Source organism: Verrucomicrobium sp. BvORR034, assembly GCF_000739635.1.
Lineage (GTDB): Bacteria > Verrucomicrobiota > Verrucomicrobiia > Verrucomicrobiales > Verrucomicrobiaceae > Verrucomicrobium.
Map to the genome: position 1 here is coordinate 69457 of NZ_BATQ01000085.1, position 23640 is coordinate 93096.

Below are 23640 nucleotides of genomic sequence, written 5' to 3' on the forward strand. Positions count from 1 at the left end.
AACCAAAGCTTGCTGCTCTGAATGTTGATCGATGATGTGGATTGGTGCATGCGAAATTTATTTCAGGTCGTGGAAAAAGAATTGCAGGGGATTGGAGCATTTGAGATATCTATGGCGACTCCGAAACAAAAAAAGAAACAGCTAATGAAGAACGAAGCAAATGAGCCTACGAGACGTCAGTTTCTAAAAACGGTAGGGCAGGCGGGATTGGTGTTCGCTTTCGGATCTGGCCTGTCATCGTGCGCAACTATCGCGGGTCAGCCCGAGGTAGAGGTGAAATATACTGTGAAAGACAACAATGGCACCTCGCAGGGGGAGCTGTCTTTCGGTCTCAAAGTCAAACTGAACGTTGGTTCGGGAAATCGTCGCGGTAGGACCTCCTACAGCGCCCTAAATGATACGTTGGTTATTGAGAACACGGAGAGCACGGATATCATCCTTGCGGAGTTCATTGATGATCCAACTTCATTGGTGCTTCTGGCACCGGGGCAGTCCATCGAAATTACCGAGGTGACTTCCGGAGTTGGCACGATTGCCAATACGTCGTCCACGCAGATTGCTATTGGCGACTATTTCGCAGATCCTGCCACATCTGGTACCTACGAGTTGCTTTAGATCGACACTTGTTCCACACTGTCTGATGCCTCTATCGGGCAGTGTGGGCTTTGAGAAACCTGAGTCCAGTCAAAGCAGGATTTATTAAGGCATTTGTTGTGAACTTTCTAGCGCTGCATCGAAAACTGATTATTTGCTCTGTGGCGTTTGCCGGTGCCGCCTGCATGTTCCTGACGGGTTGCACTCATATTGGAACGAGATCGGGTCAAAGTTCTGATCCGGGGTTGGGTGCAGCAATGAGGGCGGTGCAGATTTGGCAGACCGAGGGTGGGCGAAGTTCGTCGCTTTTGAAGCCAAGCCGCGGCCTGGAAATTACCGGGGGAATGGCTTTTCCGGTTTCAGAGGACGGCTACTACCTAACGTCCGGGCATGTTGCGAGCGAGAGAGCTGTGATCAAGATGCTTTTGGGTCCGGATGGTGAGGGTTGTCTGGTTTCAGATTTTACGGGGTCAGGTCAGCCGATAGTTGGTTTGCGCAACCTTGGCGGGGCAGTTGCGACTGGAAATTCGCAGGTTAGAGAAGTCGAATGCAGTGTTGTTAAGCATTTGGTTTCATCTGACCTGACCATACTAAAAGCTCGGCGCAAGACTCCCGGATATCTTGGCTTCTTTCATCGAGCGCCCACCTCCAATGTGGGTGTGTATTGGGCGGCTAATCCGCTGCGATATCCGGGACCTTACGTTCACAAATGTGCGGTGAAGAAGGTGGAGATTACGAGTGCGGATACGTGGTTTGTATGGTTGGATGCTTCAGGAAAGCAGGGGGATAGTGGTAGCCCGATCGTCAATGAGGATGGAAAGTTGATAGGAGTAGTCGTTGGGCAGCAGGTGGTGGATGGGATGCCGATGCTTCTTGGCTCGGGTGTCTCGCAACGCATTGTCGATGGCATCATAGCAAGACACAGACATAGTTCGCAGTAGATGGTTCTGCGGGTCGTTTTGCTCATCGAGGTGCGTTCGGAGAGAGTGCCTGAGCGAACCTTCCGCTTTGGTGTTTTCGAGACTAGATGGAATAGAGGGGGCTCTGGCTGCTGCTACAGTGGAGGTGTGTGATCTGCCTGCCTTGTGCCTCATTAATCGGGGTATGTGGTCAATGGGGTAGATGTTTGGCGGTATGCCGCTTTGGGGGGTGGTTGGGCTTCTTGAAGGCTGTAGGGCGCTGCGGTATTGCCTGTGAGGCGGCATAGCTGATTTCCAGTCTGCGCGGCAGAGTTTCTCAGCCTTCCCTGTCCCAGCGCATCCGCTCAAGGCCTCATCAACTCCCGCTGGTCGCGTCTCCAATCATCCAGCTCCGCCCGCAACGTTTTGACGCGCTCAGCTTGCGTCGGGTCTGCGGCGAGGTTGTTCAACTCAAACGGGTCATTGACCAGATCGTATAGCTCGACGGCGGGACGATGATGGTAGCGATTGACCTTGGCGGCGATGGCGGGATCCGTCTCCGCGGCCTTCTCCCAGGTCTCCCAAAAACCGCCCCAATAGCCGGTGCCATTTCCTTTGGGGGCGAGGTCGATGTGAGTCGTGTAGTTGGCTTCTGGCGTAAGGTTCTGGATCAGTTTCCAGTCTTGCGTGCGGATGCTGCGCATAGGGTAGTTGTTCATCTTGCCGTCCGCACTGTGGGTGGTGAAAATGCGGTCGCGCGCCACCTGGGTCTCGCCGCGCAGCACCGGTGCAAAGGAGCGTCCATCGATGCCTGCCTCAATCTCCCATTTTCCGGAGTTGTGAACTGGCGGTGGCTTGCCGCCTCCCAGATCGACTAACGTGGGGAGGATGTCCACCCAGCTAACCATGGCGTCCACCCGTGAACCTGGGGCAATGACGCCCGGCCAGGACACCACCATGGGCACGCGGATGCCGGCGTCATAGCAGTTCCACTTGCCGAAGGGGAACTGAGCACCGTGATCGCTGGTCATCATGAAGGCAACCTGGGTGCCCAGAGTGTCTTTCACGGTCGACATGACTTGACCCAGTTCATCGTCCATGCGCTTCACGGCTGCCGCGTAGGCAAAGCGGGCCCGGCGAGTTTCCGGTGTATCCGCTTGGGAAGGTGGAAGCTCGGCCTTGCTGAGATCCGCATTTGCTGGGGGCGCAGGCCAGGGGACGTGAGGCCAGTTCGAGCCGACAAAGATGCACAGCGGCTTGTCACTCTTGCGCTGCTTCAGCCATCGGATCGCCGAGGGAATGCCCTCAGGATCGTGAAATGTGTCATGCTCGAAGTGATCAAACCCATAGTCGGCCGTGTGCTTGTAGTGGGAAACTTTTCCAAAGGCCACGACCTCGTACCCAATCTCCTTCAGATAGGCGGGCAGCTTTTTGATCGACGCTCCCGGCTTCGAGTGATTCACCTGAGCACCATTGTGCGCCGGCGTAAGCCCGGTCAGCAGTGCGGCCCGGCTCGGGGCACAACTGGGTGACGCGACAAAGGCATGCGAGAACGTCATCCCTGCCGCGGCCAGTTTCGTGAGGTTCGGCGTGCTTACATCCTTGGCCCCTTCAGACTCGGAATCGAGGAAGCTATAGTCGTCCGCCAGAAAGACTACGAGGTGCGGAGGCTTGGAGGAGGGGGAGGGGGCTGAAACGGGCTCCTGGGCGCAGGCAACCTGATTTCCCCCAAGGGCGATCAGGCTAGTCACCAGCCCCATGACAATCGCCAACGTGCACCATGCATTCTGTAACGCAGAGTAAACCAGCGGGCCCCGAGTCGCAGCCAGGGAAGGTGAATGTGGACGGAGGGAGCGATGCATCAAGGCATCCCAGCATGATTCACTCATTCACGCAAGTCAGCGTCATTACGAGAAATGATTAGCCTGACGATGGTCAATGGAACATGAGGAGCTTTGTAGACCCGAGGCAGCTTCGGAGTGGGGAGGTCGATTGGCGAGGTCCGGGAATGTGTAAGCAGGAGCGAGATTAAAATTGATGGCATTTTGCAGGTGTGACCGTGTAAGATGATTGCCGTCGCTCTTGCCATTAAAGCTATGGGGATAGACTTTATCGTTTGTGTGCCCAAAATTTCTTGGGTGCAAGTTCTACCAACGACTGCGACTAGCATCCTGGAGCTCAGTGCGCGAAGGTCTTCTCAAGCGGTGGCGTGCCATGACAATCCCATGAAACAAATCCAACGAGGCGCTTTTGCACTGCTGCCAATCTTCGGGTTGGTTTATTTTTCTCTGCCTGATGGGCGAGATCGTCAGCATGACGCCGCATCTGGGAAAGTGGGACTTCAACACGGAAATCGATCTGCGGAAGTACGGAGCCGGCCACTGCCAAAACCGGTTGAAATGCCCATGGACGTCGATCCTGGTACTGAGGAGGTAACTCAACTGCGGGGAGCCGAGTTGCGGGAGGCCATCAATGCAAGCATGGCCAAGGTGGCGAGGGCTGCGACTCCTGAAATCCGCCGGGAGGTCGTCAAGACGAAGATGCGTACAAGGGAGCCAGCATATCGTTCGCTGTTCTCATCTTGGAAGCTTGGATTGGAGGCCTGCGACCAGGTGCTGGAGATCTTGCACGCCCGTGAGAATCAGAAAAATGAGGCGCTTCACCAGCATGATCTCAGAGGGATGGAAGGCGGACGGGATTATGTAAAAGCGGTGGCTGCCGAAACTGCGTGGGCCGAGTCACAACTGGTGGTCCTATTGGGGCCCGACCGCGTTGCTGAATTGTCTCGTCTGGAGGCTGAGTTAGATTCTAGGGCATTTACACACGCCCGACGAATCATTGAGTCAGGATCGCATCAGCCAGTCCGACCAGAGTAAACGCTGTGGAGCGTTTAAGGTGGTTTTCAGGAGGTGCGACGGCAAGACAGTTGAGGGTAAGATAGGGAACATCGAGGCGCTTGCGATGCGATTGCGCTATCCTGTATCCTGATTGGAGTGGTCTCCAGCTGCCCCAGCGGCAAAAGGTTCGCACTCGCAACATGCGAGGAGTGGTTCGATACACCGCGTAAACGCGGAACTCCAACCCTGGCGCGATCGTGCAGTCCTGGCTTGAATGCATCAACGCTCAGGCTGTGCGCGTGATGCCCTGCTGGTCGATTTTGGGAGATACGGACGCATCATGTGCTCGATCATCGGCTTTCTCCGGTTGTTTCCTCAACTTCTGATTGCTTCAGAGAGGGGAAAAGTGCGTGGGCTGGGGATCGAACCCAGGACCAATTGGTTAAAAGCCAACTGCTCTACCGCTGAGCTACCCACGCGTTTTGGAAGGGGAGTTTTAGATATGCATTTTGGAGCTCGGTGCAAGTGGCAAAATCACTTTTTCGCATTTTATTTTTCACCGTCCCTGTTGGCCTTCGTGTTGCCATCTAGTTCAGTCACCAGAGTGAGAAGGGTGGTGCCGGGTCGATCAACGAGCCGGGAGTGCATGCCGGCCTGCTGTGCGCCTTCAAAGTCGCACTTCCGATCATCACCCAGATGCAGGCACTGGCTGGCGGGAACGCTGGCGGCAGCGAGCGCCCGATGAAAGATGCGCGGGTGGGGTTTGCTGGCACCGACCTCGCTGGAAACAAGGATGCGCTCGAAGCGGGAGGCGATGCCGAGATCGTCCAGGATGGTGAGAAGGCGACGGTCGAAGTTGGAGAGGACAAAGAGTCGGTGGGTATCGCGGAGATGTTCCAGGGCGGGGAGGGCGTCCTCGTAGAGTTCCCAAACGCCTGGCCGGGCGAAGTGGGCGTATAGCTCGGCGAAGAGGGGATCGAGCGTCTCCTCCGGCAGAGGGGCTCCAGTGACGGTCGCAAAGGTCCGGGCAACCAGCGCTCGCCACCAAGAGGCGTCGTCATCTGCCGGGGGCTGGCCATCGGGGTGGAGGAGGGGAGGCGTCGCCTTCCAGGCTTGGCGAAAGGCGGTCTCCACTGGCTGAGGATCGACCTCAATCCCGTGCCGCGCGGCAATCCTGGCATAGGACTCGCCCACGGGTTCGCGGAGGCGGATCAGGGTTCCGGCCGCGTCGAAGAAGACACACGAAACAGGGGGCATGGGCCGCTTCTCGCACGGGCTATTTCGTTCTGCCAGAGAAAGCTACGGCAGAGTTTGGTACATGAAGCCATTTTAGAGAAAACACTTGCCACATCTTCACAATCGAGTACTTTTATCGTTCCTTTCCGGGGCGAAGACTTGAGAGCGAATCTCCTGACGCAAGAGTGGGACGAGTCCCGCTCTTTTTCGTCCAGGACAGGCAGCCCTCAAAGTTTTATGGTCAGCGAACTTAAAGCCCTGTTTGAATATTACGAGAAGGAGAAGGGAATCGACCGTTCCAAAATGGTCGATGCCCTTCAGAGCGCCTTGCTGGCCGCCTCGAAGAAAAGCATCGGTCCCGCCCGGGAACTGCGCATCGAGATCGATCCCGACAAGGGATCCATTCGTGCTTTCGCGCGCCTGCTGGTTTCAGAGACCGTTGAGAACCCTTTCGAGCAGCTTTCCGTCAAGCATGCCCGCAAACTGAAGGCCGACGCCCAGCCAGGCGACGAGGTGGACATCGAAGTCACTCCCAAGGACTTCGGTCGTATCGCCGCCCAGACGGCCAAGCAGACGTGGATGCAGCGCCTGCGGGAGGCCGAAAAGGCCAACCTGTATGATGAGTTCAAAGATCGCACCGGTGACGTGGTCAGCGGCACGATCCGTCGTTTTGACAAGTCAGACGTCGTCGTGGACCTCGGCAAGTTCGAGGGCATCATGACCTCCCGTGAGCGTGTGCCCACGGAGGACTACACGTCTGGTGATCGCATGCGTTTCTACGTCAAGGCGGTGGAGAAGAGTACTTCCCGGGGTCCGGAAATTATTCTTTCCCGCAGCCACCCGAACTTCGTGCGCCGGTTGTTTGAATTTGAGGTCAGCGAGATCGCGGACCGCACCGTGGAGATCGTGAGCATCGCCCGTGAGGCGGGCTACCGTACCAAGGTGGCCGTGCACAGCGCGGACGACAAGGTGGACCCAGTGGGTGCTTGCGTCGGCCTGCGTGGCGCACGCGTGAAGAACATTGTGCGTGAGCTCAACAACGAGAAAGTGGACATCATCCGCTGGAGCAAAGACGTTGCCGAGTTCACCAAGGAGGCGCTCAAGCCCATCAAGATCCTTTCCATCAAGGTGGATGAGGATCACAAGCGGGTGCTCCTCACCGTCAGTGAGGAAGAGCTCTCCAAGGCCATTGGCCGCAAGGGGCAAAACGCCCGCCTGACGTCCCGTCTCATCGGTTACGATCTCGTGATCGAGAAGGACGAGCACGCAGCCAAGGTCTTTGAATCCCATGTGGAGGAGGCGGTGCATCGCATCGCCGCAGACCTCGACATCGACAAGAATATCGCCCGCAAACTGGTGGGTGAGGGCCTCTCTGACCTTTCCAACTTCGCTGATGCAGACGCCGATGACATCGCCGCCATCCTGGACGGTGATGCGGAGCTTGCCCAGCAAATCGTGGATAAGGTAGCCGCCATCACTTCTCGTTCGTAGTCGTTATTTCACCGATCTTTCGCCAATTTTCTCCAGCATCGCTCGTTACTCTTTCAGTTTCTGAACTTTTCCAACTCTCGCATGGCAAACAAGCCCCCGTCATCTTCCAAGCCCGTCAAGCGCACCTCTTCCACCGAGGAGGCGCAGGGAGCCTCAGCGCCCGCGGCGAAGAGTTCCGGCAAACCCGGGGCGGTTTCGCTCATCGACGACGAGGGAAGTCCTCGGAAGAAGCGCACGGGTGAACTCAAAACTGGCTCCGCCTTTGCTCCGCTGGGCTCGCGCCCACAGCAGTCTGCGGCTCCCGCCAAGCCCGCCTCCACCACCCCTGAGCCTCCGAAAAAGACGCTGGACCAAGTGAAGGCCGAGGCGTTGTCCTTGTTTGACGAGGTGGAAAAGAAGGAAGCCCGCCGTGTGCGTCGTGCTGAGGAGGGGCCGAGTGAGGCTCCCGTCCGCCCCTTCCAGGTGACATCTTCCAAAGTGTTGCCGCCCATCTCCCTCCTCCGCCATGAGGAGCCCCCGGCACCGCCGGCTCCGGTCAAAGCTCCTGAGCCTGAGGCTCCCGTTGCGGAAGCTCCTGTCCAGCCTGCCGAAGACAATTCGGAGTCCAAGATCATCCACCTGAAGCCGCCGATCATCGTCAAGGAACTGTGCGAACGCATGGGCCTGAAGGTGTTCCACGTCATCAAGGACCTCATCGAATTCAAGGTGTTCGCCAAGGCGGACACCGCCATCGAGCCCGATATCGCGGCCAAGGTTTGCGAGAAGCACGGCTTCATCTTCGAGAAGGAGAAGCGCGAAAAAGGTGCTGGCATCCACAAGGTGGAAGAGAAGATCGAAGAACCGCCGCCGCCGCCGCCTCCCAAGGCTGAGGAGAAGGACGTCTTCGAGCTTCGCGCGCCCATCATCACCTTCATGGGTCACGTGGACCACGGCAAGACCTCCCTCCTGGATGCGGTCCGCAAGACCAGTGTCACGGCAGGTGAAGCTGGCGGGATCACCCAGCACATTGGTGCCTACAGCGTCAGCTACAACGACCGGCCCATCACTTTCATCGACACCCCGGGTCACGCCGCCTTCTCTGAGATGCGCGCTCGCGGCGCCAACGTGACGGACATCGTCGTGCTCGTGGTGGCAGCGGATGACGGCTTCATGCCGCAGACCGTGGAGGCTCTCAACCACGCCAAGGCGGCGGGAGTCACCATCATGGTGGCGATCAACAAGTGCGATCTGCCCGCAGCCAACTCCATGCGAGTGAAGCAGCAACTCCAGGAAGCCGGTCTCATGCCGGTGGAGTGGGGTGGCGAAACGGAAGTGTTGGAAGTTTCCGCGACGAAGGGCATCGGCATCGACAACTTGCTGGAGACCATGTCCCTGCAGGCTGAAGTGCTCGACCTGCGCGCCAATTCCAAGGCTCCAATGCGGGCCACGGTGATCGAGTCCCGTATGGAAGCCGGTCGCGGCCCCATGGCGACAGTCATCGTCCAGAACGGCACCCTCAAAGTGGGTGAGCCTTTCATCTGCGGTCCTTACTGGGGCAAGGTGAAGAGCCTCATCAACGATCGCGGTCAGATCATCAAGGAAGTGAAGCCCGGCATGCCTGCCGAGGTGGTTGGCTTCAGTGGTCTGCCCAATGTGGGTGACGAAGTGGTGGAGATGGACAATGAGCGTACCGCCAAGCGCCTGAGCGAAGAGCGGCAGGAAGAGATCCGCCAGAAGAAGCTCGCCGCCCCGCGTCGCAGCACTCTGGAGGCCCTCTTTGCCAACCTCGAAGCGGGTGCGAAGAAGACGCTCAAGATCATTCTCAAGACGGACGTGCAGGGCTCTATGGAGGCCATCACGAAAACCCTCATGGAGATCAAGAGCGACAAGGCGAAGGTGCAGATCCTGCACAGCGCCGCCGGTCCCATCTCTGAGAGCGACATCCTTCTTGCCAGTGCCTCTGACGCCGTCGTCATCGGCTTCAACGTGAAGGTGGAGTCCACTGCTGTGGCCGTCGCCAGACGCGAGGGCGTGCAGGTGAAGCTCTTCAGCATCATCTACGAACTGCTCGACCAGATGAAGGAGGCCCTCCTTGGCCTGCTTGATCCGGAGACCCGCGAGAAGATCCTGGGCCACGCCAAGGTGAAGGTTGTCTTCAAGCTGACCCGTGGTCGCGTAGCCGGTTGTGTGGTCACGGACGGACGTCTGGACCGCAAGGCCCGGGCCCGCGTGATTCGTGGCAACCAGCCTGTGTATGACGGTTCCATGGACACGCTTCGCCGCTTCCACGAGGAAGTGCCGGAAGTGCGCAATGGTCTCGAGTGCGGTGTCCGCCTCGGCGGCTACCAGGAGTATGAAGAGGACGATGTCATCGAGTGCTACGAGCTCGAGAAGATCCAGCAGACGCTCTAAACGGTCGCCCTCTCTACGATCCATCCCGGGGTTCGGGAGTGCCGATGGGCTTCAGGCCCGGGCATGCCCGACCCCACAAACCTCTTTTCAAATACCGACATGAACCACCGCCTCGCGCGCGTCCGTGAGCTCATCAAGCGCGAGTTGGGGCCCATTGTGGACCGCAACTTCACTTTTGCGGGCTCCGTGGTGACCATTCACGAGGTCGATGTCACCCCTGACCTGAAGCAGTGCTTCATCTATGTGGGTGTCCTCGGCAAGGAACACGCTGCGCCCAACATCCTGCGCAAGCTCAATGAGAACCGCGGTCTGATCCAGCGGGAGCTCTTTAAGCGCGTGATTCTTAAGAATTCTCCGTCTCTCACTTTCAAGTACGACACCTCCATCGAGCGTGGCGTGAGGGTGTTGGCCCTCATTGAAAACCTCCCAGAGCCGCTCCCTGACGAGGAGCCCGTTGCTGAGGAGGGGGCTGACAAGGCCGCCGCCGCTGAAGAAGGCGATGAGGTGATCGAGGATGCTGGCGACGACGGCTCAGGCAAATCCCGCTGATCTCCGCTGCCATTTGGGTCCACTTCGGTCAGAACAGATCGGTCGCCACGGCACACTCAGCGAGGCTGCCCCTTGATCCGGCGGCCTTCCTGAGTTCTGTGCGTCCCGATCTCCTGCTCCAACCTTCTCCCATTCCCTCCAGCTATGAATGACAGCCTGTCCCATCTGGGTGCCCTGCTTCGCGATGCGTCGAGGATTGGCATCGCCTGTCACGTGCGGCCTGATGGCGATGCCATTGGCAGCATTGTGGGGTTGGGTCGCAGCCTGCAGCTGATGGGCAAGGCAGTTTCGATCCTGTCTGAGGACGGCGTCCCACCCAATCTGACTTTTCTGGCGGGGTCGGACCTCGTGCAGGTTTCCCAAGCCGTGCCGCTGGAGCTGGACGTGGCCGTGGCTCTGGACACCGCAGCGAAAGACCGCTTGGGCGAGCGCACGCTGACCGCCTTTCAGAATGCACCCGTGCTCATCAATGTGGATCATCACGGCACAAATCCGCGCTACGGCCATTTCAACCATATCGATAGTGCCTCGCCTGCTGCGGGTCAGCTCGTCTATGAACTGCTGCAGGTCAGCCAGTTCCCCATGGATGCGATGGTGCGGGAGAATCTCTTCGCCGCCATCAGTACGGACACCGGATCCTTCCAATACAGCAGCACCAATCCGCGCACGCATCGCATCGTGGCGGAGATGATGGAGGCAGGGCTGGATACGGCCGCTCTCGCGACCCAACTCTACCAGACCCATCCCCTGCGCCGGGTGCTGTTGCAGAAGGCGCTGCTCAACGAGATGAAGTTCACCTGCGGGCAGCGGGTGGCAAGCTGGGCGTTGAGCCAGGCCCTGCAGCAGGAGATCCAGATCCAGCCCGGGGATACCGAGGGTCTCATCGACATCATGCGCTCCATCGAGGGCGTGGTGGCCGCTGTCATTTTTGAAGAACTGCCCGACGGGCGCATCCGTGTGAGTGCCCGGTCTAAAGATTCACGCGTCAATGTCTCTCGCGTCTGCGGTGAGTTTGGCGGTGGGGGCCATGTCATGGCTGCCGGGGCACGTCTGCCCGGCCCGGTGGCAGAAGCAGAGTCACGTTTCCTTGAAGTATTAAAGAATGAAATCGAACGAACCGATTAGTGGAGTCCTCCTGGTAGATAAGTCGCCTGACATGACGTCTCACGACGTGGTGGCGGTGGCCCGCCGATGCCTGAACACGAAAAAGATCGGCCACTGCGGCACACTGGACCCCATGGCCACCGGGATGCTCATCCTGGTCATTGGCAATGCCACGCGCATCCAGGATCTCCTGATGAGTGAGGACAAGGAGTACACCGGCACGGCGCGGCTGGGTGCCACCACTTCCACCCAGGATCGGGAAGGGGAGATCATCGAAGAAAGGGAAGTGTCCGCATTCACGGATGAACAGATCAAGGGTGCCTTCGACACCATGCGTGGGGATTTCTACCAGATTCCGCCCATGGTCTCCGCCATCAAGAAAGACGGCGTGCCTCTCTACAAGCTGGCCCGACAGGGGAAGGTGATCGAGCGCGAGCCCCGGTTGGTCCACGTGTTCGACTACGAACTCACCCGGGTGGAGGTCCCTGAGATCGACTTCCGCGTGGTCTGCAGCAAGGGGTTCTATGTACGCACCTACGCGCATGACGTGGGCCAGCACCTCGGCTGCGGAGCCCACTTGAGCGCGCTGCGCCGCACTCGCTCCGGCCACTTCACTTTCCAGCCCGGCAAGTTCACGACCTTCGATGTGCTCAAAGAAGGCCGTCGTGACGAAGCTCTGGCGGCCATGTACTCCCTGTACGATGTGTCCAAGCTGAGGGGAGCGTAGTGCACCGATGAGTGGTAAATGGTCTAGCATCTGAGGCCTGACTCTTAACAAGGTGTTGTCATCCGCTTCCATTCTCATTGCGTGCGGCGTATGACCCATACTGTCTAATCCCATGCGGACTCACACTTCCATCGGCGATCTCCGGACCCTTCGCGGTCCGGTGGCGCTGGCCATTGGGGTGTTTGACGGGGTGCATCTGGGGCACCAGGAGGTGATCCGGGCGGCCATGGACCACGCCGCCACCCATCATGGGACGGCGGTGGTCATGACGTTTGATCCCCATCCGCTGCGGGTGTTGCGTCCGGAGTCGGCCCCCCGACTCTTGTGCAGCACCCGGCACAAGCTTCAAATCTTGGAGCAGCTCGGCGTGACGGATGTGCTCATTTGCAAGTTCACGCCAGACTTCGCCAAAACAGATGCGGCCACCTTCGTCGGGGCCCTGAGCCAGAGCTGTCAGCCGCTGGGCTTCATCTCGGTGGGATACACTTGGAGTTTTGGGAAAGGGCGAGGAGGCAACATTCACCAGCTCATGGAGCTGGGGCGCGAGCTTGGATTCGGCGTCTATGGAGTGCCGGAGGTAAAGCTGGGTGAGGAGGTTGTCAGCAGCACACTCATCCGTGAAGCCGTGCGCGGGGCCGATTTCTCGCGGGCGGCCGAACTCCTCGGGCGACCCTACACAGTCCTGGGGGAGGTGGTGGTGGGGCGTCAGCTCGGCCGCACCCTGGGCTTCCCCACGGCAAATGTCCGGGTGGAGAATGAAGAACTGCCGCCCACCGGTGTCTATGCCGTGCGGGCTCAGTTGGATGGACGGGACCTTCCCGGCGTGGCCAATCTGGGGGTTCGACCCACCGTGGACTCCAGTGGGGAGCGCTCGCTGGAGGTGCATCTTTTTGACCAGAGTGGTGACTTCTACGGGCACCAGATGGAGGTGACCTTTGTCCAGAAGCTCCGGGATGAACGGAAGTTCGACGGGCTGGACGCTCTGAAGGCACAGATCGCCAAGGATGCGACAGAGGCGCGGAACGTGCTGCAGGCGGTGGCTTGAGGCATTCGGGTGGACTGTCCTCCCGGTCAGCGGGTGGCAACTCCCCTTGACCCATGGGCATTCCCGCTTAAGTCCAGCGCGTGGTTTTTAGTTCGCACATCTTCATTTTCTATTTCCTGCCCCTGGTAGTGTCTGGCTACTACCTGCTGCTGGGCCTGAAGACCAACACCACCCTGCGACACCTGTATCTCACCATCGCGGGGATGATCTTCTATGGCTGGTGGAATCCCTGGTTTGTGCTGCTCATGCTGGGCACCACCGCGCTTGACTACAATCTGGGCCTGATGATCGCGAATGCGGACAAGCTCAAGGAGCGGGGAGGGACGGATGAGGATGTGAGGCGACGAAAGAAGCTGGGGGTGGTGCTCTCCGTCACCTCAAACCTCGCCGCGCTCGCCTTTTTCAAGTACACCGCGTTCGCCGTGGATTCGGTCCAGGGCATCTCTTCCGCCATGGGGTGGGGCAGCGTGGCCGTGCCCGCCTTCTTCCAGAACATCATCCTGCCGGCGGGCATCTCGTTCTACGTCTTCCAGAGTTTGAGCTACTGCGTGGATCTCTATCGTGGCCACGCCAAGCCAGCGCACTCTTTCCTGGACTTCACCTGTTTCGTCTCGCTCTTCCCGCACCTGGTCGCGGGTCCCATTGTGCGCTATGGCATCATCGACCACCAGATGCGCCACCGCGTGCACACGGTGGAGGGGTTTGCCCTCGGGCTCACCCGTTTCAGCTTCGGTCTCGCGAAGAAGATCCTGCTGGCCGATCCCATGGGAGCCATTGCCGACAGCGCCTTTGGCAGCGGAGCGGGCTCTCTCACTACTTTTGCGGCCTGGATCGGCATCGTGGCCTACGCTTTCCAGATCTACTTTGACTTCAGCGCGTACTCAGACATGGCCGTGGGTTTGGCCCGGTTGCTCGGCTTCTACTTCATCGAGAACTTCAACTCGCCGTACAAGAGCGTCAGCATTACCGACTTCTGGCGGCGCTGGCACATCTCCCTCTCCACCTTCCTGCGGGACTACCTCTACATCCCTCTGGGGGGCAACCGGAAAGGCCGAGGGCGCACGTATGTCAATCTCATGCTGACGATGGTGATCGGCGGGCTCTGGCATGGCGCGTCGTGGAACTTTGTCATCTGGGGGGCCATCCATGGCGGCATGCTGGCGCTGGAGCGGCTCATGGGGAAAAACTCCTTCTATGGCAGGGCTCCCGCCGTGGTGAAGATCCCGCTGACGTTCTTCATCCTGCTGATTACCTGGGTGTTCTTCCGTGCGGAGAACTTCGATGTCGCCTGGCGCTACCTCGGCACCATGTTCGGCCAGGGCCATGCGGGGGCCACCTCGCTGCTGCTGGAGTCGGAACTGCTTCGGGGGTTCAATCTCTTCCAGTTTGTCATCTGCGCCTTCGCGGTCTGGTTTATGCCCAATACGCAGACCATGCTGCAGCGATTCACCTTGTGGAAGGCGCTCATCGGCGTGCCGCTCTTCCTGATTGCCGTCACGATCATGGTCACCCGTGGCCACAGTCCGTTCCTCTACTTCCAGTTCTAGTCTCCTCGTCGGAGTTTCTCCGGGTTCGATTTCCCATTCTGCCCCACTTCTGCCATGTCCCAGATGCACAACCCCTTCGCGGAGGAACGCTGTCGTACGGTCTTTGAGATCGGTAAAGGCGTCGCCACGATCTTCATTGCAGGCTTCATGCTCATGCTCATTCTGCCCGCGCTGGGCTGGCATGTGTACCTTGCCAGTCAGGGGCAGTGGAAGGAATCGCCTGCAGCCCGCTTGCTGAGCTGGCGCCCCGGGCAGCAGGACATCGTCCACCATCTGCGTGAGGTGGAGAAGGTCACCGACAAGGCAGGCTACAGCGTCGCGCTGCGGCAGAAGGCCCAGAGCATGCTGCTGGAGTACGCTGATGAAGGCAATCTCAAGACCTACCTGGGTTGGGAGGGGTGGCTCTTCTACCACCCGGACTTGAAGGCACTCACCGGTTATGGCCCCATCAAGCCGGAGCCCTTCAGCGTGATGAAGGACCCAGAGCTGGGCAAGGTGCCAGAGACCCGCGAGCTCATCATCGAGTACGCCGCCCAGCTCAAGGAGCGGGGCATCGACCTCCTCCTGGTGCCTGTGCCGCTGAAGCCGATGATTTACAACGAGCAGGTGGCCCCGCAGTCAACGCCCTCCTGGGTGACCCATCCCGATGCACCTGCGTTCTACAGCCTGCTCCGAAAGAATGGGGTGGACGTGCTGGACCTCACGCAGGATCTCTCGAAGCTGCGCGGCGAGCGCAAGCGGGTGTATTACCTCGAAGCCAACTCACAGAACCGCGAGATCGCCAAGGAGAGTGAGGAGGCGCTCAAGCTGAAGAAGGACGCGTTCTTGAAGCAGGACACCCACTGGACGCCAGACGCCATGCGACTGGCTGCAGAGAAGGTGGCAGATCATGTGAAGACCAAGTACCCGCAGGCTCTGGGCCCCGGCTTCCAGACCATCCGTGCCGTGGATGGCGTGCATCGCAGCAGCCTGGGAGATCTGGTGAAGCTGCTGGATCTCAAGGACCCCTACCGGTTCTTTGAGGAGGAAGAAGTGTTTCTTAGCGTCATTGGCGACGGCACCCAGAACACCCGCTCACCACTGGTGCTGCTGGGGGACAGTTTCGTGAATATCTATGATGATCCCTCGTTGGGCTTTGAGAATCCGGAGAAGCCTGAACAGCCCATTCGTGCTGGTTTCGCCCAGCACCTGAGCCTTCTTTTGCAGCGTCCTCTGGATGTGATAGCCAAGAACGGCCAGGGCTCTACTGAGGTGCGCCGTGAACTGGCCCGCCGCCCCGACGATGAAGTGCGCGAGAAGAAGCTCGTCATCTGGGTGATCGCCGCTCGTGACGTGCTGCTTTCCACGAACGCCGCGCGCGCTGCCAATATCACCTGGGCCCGGGTGAAGTTCAGTGAGAAGACCTCCTCCGGTGCGGCGGTCGATGTTGCGCCGGGTCTCTCTGCCCCTGCAGAGGATGTGGTGGTCGAGGCCACGCTGACCGAGAAGTCCGCCAACCAGGATCCCAACGGCACGCCCTATACAAACGCCCTCCACACCGCCACCTATGAGGTGGGCAAGGTCGTGACCGGCGCGATGGAGGCCAAGCAGATCCTTGGTGTGCAGTGGACCTTCAAAGAGAAGCAGATGCAACCCACCGCCGCCTTTGCCCAAGGCAAGCGCTACCGACTGACGGTCGTGCCGTGGGACGTGAAGAAGGGGAAGGAGCCTGCCTTTGGGAACTACAATTTGAGTGATGAAAGCACCGCGTTTGATGCGGAACGCTGGTTCGTGGAAAAAGCGGAGGAGATTCCGTAAGGGCGGGAGATATTATGCCTTCGATGTCGAAGGGCGAATTCGTGTCCGGGTGAGCATTCGCATTCATCACCTGGATGCGAAGCATCTTTGGAGTACGCGAGAATCGCCGCTTTTTCGGCCCTTGTGAGTTCCTGAAATCTTGGGGTGTGAGCAGGGGTGGCGGTTGGGGGACAATTACCCTGCTCGACCGCGATCGTGGAGTGGACCTCACAAGCTCCGCTAAAGCGGCGGTTCCCGCGCGCACTCCAAAGCGACTTCGTCGCCAGGTGTTGAGCGTAGAGTGGTGGTATGGGAATTTGCGATGCTTGCGACGTCGGAGGGGCAGATGGCGTGCAGGTGACGCCCGAGCGTCAATGTACGCCCGGATCTATGGATTCGTTTGCATGCGGCTCACCAACTTTGGGATCGTCAGCAACTCGGGCCGATCATAAGTGTCGCAGGTTTCGTCTTTAAAGGTCGCTTGGGAAACCGTCTTGGTGCCAGACTTGACCTGCAGGCTGATCGTGTCGCTGGTGGTGCAGCCCCCTGCGCGTACGTGGCGGTAGAACTCGAAGAGTCGATCCAGTTTGACCGCATCGCTTTGCGTCAGCCTGATGTCGTGGAGTTTGGATGCCTTCGCGCGCTCGTTTTTGGGTTGGCGTGGGCTTGAAGTCTGAGGGCTGGTGCCCGTCGCAAGATAGCCGTCACCTTGAGGAATGATCTTGAGGTGATGTTTAGCGTAGTGGAAACAGCCGGACGATTGGAATTGCACCTCGATCGACTGCCCTGGTGTCAACTTGCTCACCATCGGAGTGGGATCCTTGTCCTTGTTCTTGGAGGTTGATGTGGCGAGGCTGGAACAGGAGGCAACCAGGAGCGGAAGTGCCAGAGAAATGCAAAAGGCGAGGGAAGGGAGAGCGATGGGCTTGATGGGCTTTGGGTATTTGATCGGGCGGGGAAGTTTTTGTCAATGGGTTGTTTTGGTAGGTGGCGATGGATCCGGCGGGCTGCTCTGCGTGAGACATCGGAGGCCTGTTGGGCGTACAGACTATTGATCGGAAGCAACCCCTGGATGCGAAGCATCTTTGGAGTGCGGCGAGAATCGCCGCTTTCATGCCCCTTGTGACTTCCTGAAACCTTGGGGTGTGAGCAGGGGCTGGCGGCGGTTGGGGGACAACGGCCCCGCTCAGCCTCTATCGTGGTGGTGCCTCACAAGCTCCACCAAAGCGGCAGTTCCCCCGCGCACTCCATCCCGACGCGTCGGGACGTCGCCAGGTGGAGCAAGTGTCCTATTGGTTGAGAAAGGTGGAACCTTCCATTGTCGAAGGCCGATGCCTGTCGGGTGTCTCCCGCTACACCTTAAACTTCAACGTTTCCCTGATCCTGAGCCACTCACTTGGAATGCTCGCTGCACCTGAGTAGGCTGCCGCCAAACTTCCTACGATGGCCGCGTTGGTATCGCAGTCGCCACCCACTTCGACAGTGCTCAAGATCGCCTCTTTGTAATCTCCCAAGTTCCGACAGGCATTCCAGAGGCAGAACGGCACGGTGTCCTGTGCAGAGATCTCATAGCCGCAGCCCAGTTCACGGGCCACGGTGTCTGCTGTGGCGTCCTTCATCTCACGTGCCAGGCGGACTTTGCGCCGGACCTCTCCCTCGGGTGTGAGATCTAGAACTGTCTGCCAGACTCTTTCGACGGCCTCCGGTTCCGTTTCGCCTCGGGCGTTGTACGCTGCGGCCGTGGCCGCCGCTACAGCGATAGCCCCCGCGATCCCTTCCGGGTGAAAGTGGGTGACTCGAGCGGATTTGGCTGCTGCTTGGACAAGTTCTGGCAAATCATCGGCATAATAGCCTCCCAAAGGGCCTGCTCTCATGGCAGCCCCATTGCCGAACGATCCTCCCCCGAAAGCCTTGGGGGACACGTCCCTCCACCCCGAGCCGTCGGCAAGCTCGTTGAGGATCCGACGGGCCATCTTGCCATAGCCCCGGTCAGGGTCGCGACGGAATCTCGCGGTGAAGGCCCATGCAACAGTATCTTCATCGATGCCCTTCATGAGGCTCAAGATGTCGTAGATGCCAAGGGCCATCTCCGTATCATCTGTGTAGATGACGGATCCATCACGATAGAAGGAGAAGTCGGTTATCTCTCTCACCCGATAGTGCTGGTAGGAGAAGGCTTCGCCCAACGCATCCCCAACGGACAATCCATCCAGAACTTCGCGTGCTGTGGCAAGGCGTTCGTTGTGATTCCGAGTCATCTTGATTCTTGGTAACCGTAGGTGACTTCAATTCCCGGCACTCCTATCGCAGTGGATTCTCCGGCCTCATGCTGTAGACAATGGCCGGGATGGACAGGAGCTCGGGCATGTAAAGGTTGTCGCAGGGGTCGCACGAATTGTCCATGAAGTATTCCTGATAGAGCGTCCGGGAGCCGGATCTGATGGTCACGTGGGTGGAGTCAACGGTGAGGCATCCTCCACAGGAGATGCTGCGGTAGTATTCGAACAGACGGTCCAGCCTGGCGCCGTCTTCGTGGGTCAGGTCCACCGGTAGGAGGGGCTTGTGGTTGAAGATCACTTTGGTGTCTGTGACGGTGCGGGAAGGGGAACGCTCCACTCCCGTCACGCGGTAACCTCCGCGGCGAGGAGTGATGGTCAGATCATAGACCAGATAGTGGTAGCGGCTTGAGGACTGAAAATTGAGATCAAGCTTCTGTCCGGGAGCGAGCCGGGTCACCACCGGGTAGGGGACTTGAGAGGGGTTGTAGTTGCAGCAACAGCTGGAGAGCAGTGCAAGCGACGCGAGAGCCAGGCAAAAGACAAATAGATGTTGTTTCATGGTGGTTGTTCTTGTTGGCGGCGCAGTGAAGAGGTGGGGGAAGGTGATCGGCAACGATGAGGTGGCGGTGTATTGGGTGAAATTCAGGAGCGGCGGGACGGAATCAACACTTCGCACTCTTCCTCTTTTTCCCGATCGCTCCCCGCGCTTCCACCTTGCGGATGTAGTCAGGAGCGGAGAACACCTGGCACTGATTGTTTCCTAAATCAGCGCTGACCGGGCCGATGGCTTCGGCATGGCGGAGGGCGGTGTCCTTGAGCGGGGCGACGAAGCTGCCCACGGCGATGACAAACTGGTTCATCTGATAGCGCGGCAAATCGGGTGCTTCATGAATCTCTCTCTCCACCCGTTTGAGCAGCGACCTCAATTCATCGAGGTCCAATTGGGTATCCGGGGTGATTGAAACCATCGCGCTTAGGGTGGCCCAACCTGCGGCGGCAATAAGAGGCTGCGGGGATTCGATCCATTGCAATGCCAGTGCATGCCCGTGAGGACTGCCAGCGGCTACGGACGGCACCGTCGTGCCATGCAGTCCTCCTCCATAAGCCTGCTCCGCCCAGTGTTGCAGATCCTCTTTGGTCATGGCGGCATCATCGGCGATGAGGCCAGCCAGATACATCGCGTCGTAGTTGCCGGTGTCGTAGAGCTCCTTGGCGAGCTGGTAGTCTTTCTTGATGCGCTTGCGGATCTTTTGCAGTTCGGATATCGCCACCCCATAGCAGGGCTCCTTCACGCCATGGTTCTTCATCAGCGTGCGTTTGTAGCTCTCCTTTCCGAGAGGCTTCAACTCCTCGAGGACCTGTGCGGCATTCATGGTGAGGCTGAGACGAGTTTGGGAGGTGAGGGCCTGATCCATTCTCCTTTGAGGAGGAGGGGCGCCGTGATCCAGGCAAACTGTCGGATGGTAGGCATCGGTGTTTTGAGATCGGCAGGGGGGCGGACAAAACCATATTACTTAACCAGCTGGTTTTTGTCCTCAAGAATGCTGGGGGACGGGATCGCAAACCTTCCCGTAGGGGAATGCGACGGAACATTCATGGTGCGCGCGGCACGATCAGGCGTAAGAGCTTCCAGAGTTCACGTTTCCGCTGCCGATTCCGCCCCACCTGCTCCATGCCCCGCAACGCCGCGCTTTTTGTCTGGTTCCGCCTGTTGTTCAACTGCCGGTTTTACTACCCGGTGTACACCATCTTGTTCCTCGATTTCGGGCTGAACCTTTCGCAGTTCGCAGCCCTGAACGTGATTTGGGCTTTGAGCATCGTGCTGCTGGAGGTGCCAAGCGGGGCGATGGCGGACATCATTGGCCGGCGCAATCTGGTGGTGCTGTCGGCAGTGCTCATGGTGGTGGAGATGACAGTGTTCGCCCTGCTGCCGGTAGGTGGGCCGTGGGTCTTCTGGGTCTTTGCCGTCAACCGGGTGCTCAGCGGTGCGGCGGAGGCGTTCTCCAGTGGGGCAGATGAGGCGCTGGCCTATGACAGCATTCCCGAAAAGGACCGGTCAACGGTCTGGCCGGCGGTCATCGGCAGGCTGAGCCGGTGGATGGCCCTGGGATTCATCGTGACCTCTCTATTGGGTGCCTATGTCTATGACGTCCACCAGATGAACCGGCTTCTTGCCTGGTTGGGGGCAGGGGAGGGCGTGCTGGCCAAGGCGGATACCATCAAGTTTCCCGTGTACCTGTGCGTCTTTACCGCTGTGGCTTGCCTGGCCGTCACTCTGGCGATGAAAGAGCCGGCTTCCAATCGGGCCAAAGAGCCCTTCTGGGCCACGGTACGAGAGAGCTGGCAAGGCATTCAACATGCGGGGGCGTGGATCTGGCGCACCCCTGAGCCCTTCCTCCTGGTGGTGTTGGGCTTCCTTCTGGACAGCACCATCCGGTTGTTTCTCACCGTTTCCAGCAACTACTACCGGCTCATTGGGATCGCCGAGGCGTCGTTTGGTGTCATCTCTGTGGCAGGCTCCGTGGCCGCCTTCTTCACCACGAGCTGGATGGAGTGGTTGGTCAAGCATCGCTCCTCGGCCTTCAACTTCGGCGTCGTCATTGCCATGGCCCTCTGGGGCTTGGTCGTCTTGGCCATTCAGATCCCGGGGTGGTGGGGAGTCCTGGCGCTGGCTCCGTTGATCCTGGCCATCCGGTTCCTCCAGTTCTTCCAGTCGCACTATTTGAATGAGGTCACGCCGTCGTCTCATCGGGCAACCGTTCTGAGCTTCAAGGGTATGACCATCAACCTGGCTTACGGCGCGGTGACCCTGCTCTTTGGCTGGCAGACGGCGTGGCTGGCGGGACGCCTCCAGCTGCCCAATGAAGCACCTCAAGTGTTTGGAGCAGCGCTCACATGGTGGCCATGGTATTTTGGGGCGACTTTGCTGGCCTATTCGCTCATCAGAAAGTGGCGGTTGCGACCTTCCAAAGTCCAAGCTCCATCGGACTCGCAATTCTGAGTGTCAGCAGTGACCCCCTAGGGGTTGTGTTGCACCACTGTTCAAATGAGGATATATGGTATCTGCGTGGGCCTGCGAGCCAAAAATGAGTGTCCTAAATTAGTTAGAATATCTTGATTTTTAACGTGCTGGCTTTACACTCGGACCATAATTCCCAGCATTTAACCCACAATACTGACCGGCGCGATTCCCATGGCTCTAGCAAATCACAAAATCGCAGTCTTGAAAGGCGGACCAGGCTCTGAGAGGGCAGTGTCGCTGAAGTCTGCCGAGAGTGTGGTTGAGGCGTTGAAATCCCTTGGGGCAGAGGTGGTTGAAATTGATGTGACCTCCACCGACTTCACGGTGCCTGGCGATGTGGTGGTTGCGGTGAATATGATTCACGGCACCTTCGGCGAAGATGGCGAATTGCAGGCCATCCTGGAGAAGCAGGGTGTGGCCTACACCGGTGCCGGTGTGGAGACCAGCCGCGTGGCCTTCGATAAAAATCTCAGCAAGGACAAATTTGTGGCTGGTGGGGTGCCCACGCCGCAAAGCCAGATCCTCAAGCTCGATGGTGTGGATCAGCTGCGCCTCTCTCTCCCCGTGGTGGTGAAGCCGCCGCGCGAAGGCTCCAGTGTGGGCGTGCACATCGTGCACACGGATGAAGAGCTCGCCGCAGCGCTGGCCGATGCGAAGCAGTACGGCGCAGACACGCTGGTGGAAGAATTTGTGGATGGCAAGGAACTCACCGTGGGGGTGATTGGTGGCGAAGCACTGCCCATCATTCACATCGAGCCTGTGAGCGGGTTCTATGACATCAACAACAAATATCCGTGGATGTCAGGCACGGGCAAGACCAACTACCATTGCCCCGCAGATCTGGACATCGAGACAACCCAACGGGTTCAGGAAGCTGCGCTGGCCGCGATGAAAGCGGTGGGCGTGGAAGTGTACGGTCGCGTGGATGTGATGCTGCGGAAGGACGGTCAGCCGTTCGTTCTGGAGATCAACACCATCCCCGGTATGACTGTCAGCAGTCTTTTGCCCAAGGCCGCACGCGTGGCCGGGCTGGAGTTTCCGCAATTGATGGAGCGCATTATCGAGCTATCGCTTGAGGTGCGGAGGGCAGGCTAACCACCGACTTCTCATCAACATGTTCTTTGCCAAAAACACCCGACGCAAGCCTGGGGCGGCGAAAGGTAATTACGCGTTCCGTCGCCGCCGCAAGGTGGTGCGACTGGAAGTGCATCGTCTGGAATTGAATCCAGAGACGGCTGCCACACGCCGCGAATCCCGCCGCAAGACGGCGCGCCTGGGTTTCAAGCTGGCCGTGGGTCTGCTAGCTGCCATGGGCATTTTCAGCGCCGGCAAGATCGTGGTCAAGGAGGCGTTCGTGGACAACTCCCGCTTCCATCTGCAGCACTTCTCTGTGGTGACGGATGGCGAGATCACGCCATCGCAGATCGTCACTGCCACCGGGCTGCATGAAGGCATGAACATGCTGGGCATTTCGCTCGTCCAGGTGAAGGAGCGTCTCGAGGCCATGCCTCAGGTGCGCAGCGCTAAAGTCACCCGTGGTTATCCCGGGATGATGTTCCTGGACGTCGAACAGCGTCACCCTGTGGCATGGCTGGAGTCTCCTGAGCAGAAGTTGGAGGCCAAGGTCTCCGGCTATGGCTGCCTGCTGGATGCAGAAGGAGTCGTGATTCCTAGTGGGGAGCTGACAGAATCTCGTCGCAAGCTGCCCGTTATTCGCGTAGGTCGTGTCCATCGTCTGGTGCCCGGGCAGAAAATTGAATCCGCTCCTGCACTCGCCGCGCTCACGATGCTGAAGATGCATGACAACACCCTTGCCTCCCGCACGCTGGGCGTGAAGTGGGTGGACGCGACCCGCGCTCATGTGCTAGGAGTTACCTATGATTCCCGCATCCATGTCACCCTCCCAGTGGACGGCATGGAAAAAGAGCTTGCCCGATTCGACCGAGTTCTTGCAGAATCGGAACGTCAGAAATGGCAGCTTGCCACCGTTGACCTGCTGGTTGCCCAAAACGTGCCCGTGACCCTTCGTGGAACGGCGATTGCTCCAGAGAATCTCGCACCTGAGCCTCCTTCCACTCCCGCCAAGCGCACTCCCGCCGGACGACGTACACTCGCCCGGGCGCAATAACACCCAAGATCATTT

At 58.9% G+C, this 23640-nt stretch carries 20 protein-coding genes and 1 tRNA gene; 14 read left to right on the forward strand and 7 right to left on the reverse strand.

Features of this window, described 5'->3' with window-relative positions; translation table 11 throughout:
* Positions 1-21: 21 nt before the first annotated feature.
* Both BV034_RS14775 and BV034_RS34785 read left to right on the forward strand, forming a co-directional pair.
* Positions 22-615, forward strand: a complete 594-nt coding sequence (locus tag BV034_RS14775; protein WP_050027774.1) for a twin-arginine translocation signal domain-containing protein — start codon at positions 22-24, stop codon at positions 613-615.
* A 50-nt stretch (positions 616-665) separates the two neighbouring features.
* Positions 666-1535 carry a trypsin-like peptidase domain-containing protein gene (locus BV034_RS34785; protein WP_265593021.1) on the forward strand — a complete coding sequence of 290 codons (870 nt, stop codon included), beginning with the start codon at positions 666-668 and terminating at the stop codon, positions 1533-1535.
* 323 nt (positions 1536-1858) lie between these two features.
* Here the strand turns inward: BV034_RS34785 and BV034_RS14780 are convergent, their stop codons facing one another.
* Positions 1859-3253 carry a sulfatase gene (locus BV034_RS14780; protein WP_050027775.1) on the reverse strand — a complete coding sequence of 465 codons (1395 nt, stop codon included), beginning with the start codon at positions 3251-3253 and terminating at the stop codon, positions 1859-1861.
* Between the two features lie 465 nt (positions 3254-3718).
* On the opposite strand from BV034_RS14780, the gene BV034_RS14785 reads away from it, so the two are divergent.
* Positions 3719-4369 carry a hypothetical protein gene (locus tag BV034_RS14785; RefSeq protein WP_265593022.1) on the forward strand — a complete coding sequence of 217 codons (651 nt, stop codon included), beginning with the start codon at positions 3719-3721 and terminating at the stop codon, positions 4367-4369.
* Between the two features lie 368 nt (positions 4370-4737).
* On the opposite strand, the gene BV034_RS14790 is transcribed toward BV034_RS14785, so the two are convergent.
* Both BV034_RS14790 and BV034_RS14795 read right to left on the reverse strand, forming a co-directional pair.
* Positions 4738-4809, reverse strand: a tRNA-Lys gene (locus tag BV034_RS14790).
* 70 nt (positions 4810-4879) lie between these two features.
* The gene (locus BV034_RS14795) at positions 4880-5587 is read right to left on the reverse strand and encodes an HAD-IA family hydrolase (protein WP_050027777.1); all 708 of its coding nucleotides are present in this window, start codon (positions 5585-5587) and stop codon (positions 4880-4882) included.
* Between the two features lie 216 nt (positions 5588-5803).
* Here BV034_RS14795 and nusA point away from each other — a divergent pair, with 216 nt between their 5' ends.
* From nusA to BV034_RS14835, 8 genes are all read left to right on the forward strand, one after another.
* Positions 5804-7057: a transcription termination factor NusA gene (gene nusA / locus BV034_RS14800; protein WP_050027778.1), complete on the forward strand. Its 1254-nt coding sequence runs from the start codon at positions 5804-5806 to the stop codon at positions 7055-7057.
* 81 nt (positions 7058-7138) lie between these two features.
* Positions 7139-9448 (forward strand): translation initiation factor IF-2, encoded by a 2310-nt coding sequence (gene infB, locus BV034_RS14805; protein WP_050027779.1) that lies wholly within the window; start codon positions 7139-7141, stop codon positions 9446-9448.
* 99 nt (positions 9449-9547) lie between these two features.
* Positions 9548-9997, forward strand: coding sequence for a 30S ribosome-binding factor RbfA (gene rbfA, locus BV034_RS14810; protein WP_050027780.1), 450 nt, complete (start codon positions 9548-9550; stop codon positions 9995-9997).
* Positions 9998-10141: 144 nt separating this feature from the next.
* Positions 10142-11122 (forward strand): bifunctional oligoribonuclease/PAP phosphatase NrnA, encoded by a 981-nt coding sequence (locus BV034_RS14815; RefSeq protein ID WP_050027781.1) that lies wholly within the window; start codon positions 10142-10144, stop codon positions 11120-11122.
* The gene (truB, locus tag BV034_RS14820; protein ID WP_050027782.1) at positions 11100-11828 is read left to right on the forward strand and encodes a tRNA pseudouridine(55) synthase TruB; all 729 of its coding nucleotides are present in this window, start codon (positions 11100-11102) and stop codon (positions 11826-11828) included. The genes BV034_RS14815 and truB overlap by 23 nt, the downstream gene beginning before the upstream one ends.
* A gap of 112 nt (positions 11829-11940) precedes the next feature.
* Positions 11941-12873, forward strand: a complete 933-nt coding sequence (locus BV034_RS14825; protein WP_050027783.1) for a bifunctional riboflavin kinase/FAD synthetase — start codon at positions 11941-11943, stop codon at positions 12871-12873.
* An 80-nt stretch (positions 12874-12953) separates the two neighbouring features.
* Entirely contained in the window at positions 12954-14420 is a 1467-nt protein-coding gene (locus tag BV034_RS14830; RefSeq protein WP_050027784.1) for an MBOAT family O-acyltransferase, read from the forward strand.
* A 54-nt stretch (positions 14421-14474) separates the two neighbouring features.
* On the forward strand, positions 14475-16217 hold the full coding sequence (locus BV034_RS14835) for a hypothetical protein (RefSeq protein WP_050027785.1): 1743 nt from the start codon (positions 14475-14477) through the stop codon (positions 16215-16217).
* Between the two features lie 367 nt (positions 16218-16584).
* Here the strand turns inward: BV034_RS14835 and BV034_RS14840 are convergent, their stop codons facing one another.
* The 4 genes from BV034_RS14840 to BV034_RS14855 form a co-directional block, all read right to left on the reverse strand.
* On the reverse strand, positions 16585-17004 hold the full coding sequence (locus tag BV034_RS14840; RefSeq protein WP_050027786.1) for a hypothetical protein: 420 nt from the start codon (positions 17002-17004) through the stop codon (positions 16585-16587).
* Positions 17005-17548: 544 nt separating this feature from the next.
* The gene (locus BV034_RS14845; protein WP_050027787.1) at positions 17549-18454 is read right to left on the reverse strand and encodes an ADP-ribosylglycohydrolase family protein; all 906 of its coding nucleotides are present in this window, start codon (positions 18452-18454) and stop codon (positions 17549-17551) included.
* 43 nt (positions 18455-18497) lie between these two features.
* Entirely contained in the window at positions 18498-19034 is a 537-nt protein-coding gene (locus tag BV034_RS14850) for a hypothetical protein (protein ID WP_050027788.1), read from the reverse strand.
* Between the two features lie 103 nt (positions 19035-19137).
* Positions 19138-19890, reverse strand: a complete 753-nt coding sequence (locus BV034_RS14855; RefSeq protein WP_265593023.1) for a DNA alkylation repair protein — start codon at positions 19888-19890, stop codon at positions 19138-19140.
* A 257-nt stretch (positions 19891-20147) separates the two neighbouring features.
* Between BV034_RS14855 and BV034_RS14860 the strand changes: the two genes are divergently transcribed.
* The 3 genes from BV034_RS14860 (at position 20148) to BV034_RS14870 (ending at position 23625) form a co-directional block, all read left to right on the forward strand.
* Positions 20148-21476 carry an MFS transporter gene (locus BV034_RS14860; RefSeq protein ID WP_050027789.1) on the forward strand — a complete coding sequence of 443 codons (1329 nt, stop codon included), beginning with the start codon at positions 20148-20150 and terminating at the stop codon, positions 21474-21476.
* A gap of 192 nt (positions 21477-21668) precedes the next feature.
* Positions 21669-22592: a D-alanine--D-alanine ligase gene (locus BV034_RS14865; RefSeq protein ID WP_050027790.1), complete on the forward strand. Its 924-nt coding sequence runs from the start codon at positions 21669-21671 to the stop codon at positions 22590-22592.
* 19 nt (positions 22593-22611) lie between these two features.
* On the forward strand, positions 22612-23625 hold the full coding sequence (locus BV034_RS14870; RefSeq protein ID WP_050027791.1) for an FtsQ-type POTRA domain-containing protein: 1014 nt from the start codon (positions 22612-22614) through the stop codon (positions 23623-23625).
* Positions 23626-23640 lie beyond the last annotated feature (15 nt).

What these genes read in the sequence shown, in the direction of transcription:
- BV034_RS14780 (WP_050027775.1), bottom strand. Translation starts at nt 3,253, where the DNA reads ATGGGGCTGGTGACTAGCCTGATCGCCCTTGGGGGAAATCAGGTTGCC.
- BV034_RS14825 (WP_050027783.1), top strand. Translation starts at nt 11,941, where the DNA reads ATGCGGACTCACACTTCCATCGGCGATCTCCGGACCCTTCGCGGTCCG.
- rbfA (WP_050027780.1), top strand. Translation starts at nt 9,548, where the DNA reads ATGAACCACCGCCTCGCGCGCGTCCGTGAGCTCATCAAGCGCGAGTTG.
- BV034_RS14795 (WP_050027777.1), bottom strand. Translation starts at nt 5,587, where the DNA reads ATGCCCCCTGTTTCGTGTGTCTTCTTCGACGCGGCCGGAACCCTGATC.
- BV034_RS14860 (WP_050027789.1), top strand. Translation starts at nt 20,148, where the DNA reads ATGCCCCGCAACGCCGCGCTTTTTGTCTGGTTCCGCCTGTTGTTCAAC.
- BV034_RS14775 (WP_050027774.1), top strand. Translation starts at nt 22, where the DNA reads ATGTTGATCGATGATGTGGATTGGTGCATGCGAAATTTATTTCAGGTC.
- BV034_RS14865 (WP_050027790.1), top strand. Translation starts at nt 21,669, where the DNA reads ATGGCTCTAGCAAATCACAAAATCGCAGTCTTGAAAGGCGGACCAGGC.
- BV034_RS14850 (WP_050027788.1), bottom strand. Translation starts at nt 19,034, where the DNA reads ATGAAACAACATCTATTTGTCTTTTGCCTGGCTCTCGCGTCGCTTGCA.
- BV034_RS14870 (WP_050027791.1), top strand. Translation starts at nt 22,612, where the DNA reads ATGTTCTTTGCCAAAAACACCCGACGCAAGCCTGGGGCGGCGAAAGGT.
- BV034_RS14855 (WP_265593023.1), bottom strand. Translation starts at nt 19,890, where the DNA reads ATGGATCAGGCCCTCACCTCCCAAACTCGTCTCAGCCTCACCATGAAT.
- BV034_RS14840 (WP_050027786.1), bottom strand. Translation starts at nt 17,004, where the DNA reads ATGGTGAGCAAGTTGACACCAGGGCAGTCGATCGAGGTGCAATTCCAA.
- BV034_RS14845 (WP_050027787.1), bottom strand. Translation starts at nt 18,454, where the DNA reads ATGACTCGGAATCACAACGAACGCCTTGCCACAGCACGCGAAGTTCTG.
- nusA (WP_050027778.1), top strand. Translation starts at nt 5,804, where the DNA reads ATGGTCAGCGAACTTAAAGCCCTGTTTGAATATTACGAGAAGGAGAAG.
- BV034_RS14835 (WP_050027785.1), top strand. Translation starts at nt 14,475, where the DNA reads ATGTCCCAGATGCACAACCCCTTCGCGGAGGAACGCTGTCGTACGGTC.
- truB (WP_050027782.1), top strand. Translation starts at nt 11,100, where the DNA reads ATGAAATCGAACGAACCGATTAGTGGAGTCCTCCTGGTAGATAAGTCG.
- infB (WP_050027779.1), top strand. Translation starts at nt 7,139, where the DNA reads ATGGCAAACAAGCCCCCGTCATCTTCCAAGCCCGTCAAGCGCACCTCT.
- BV034_RS14785 (WP_265593022.1), top strand. Translation starts at nt 3,719, where the DNA reads ATGAAACAAATCCAACGAGGCGCTTTTGCACTGCTGCCAATCTTCGGG.
- BV034_RS14815 (WP_050027781.1), top strand. Translation starts at nt 10,142, where the DNA reads ATGAATGACAGCCTGTCCCATCTGGGTGCCCTGCTTCGCGATGCGTCG.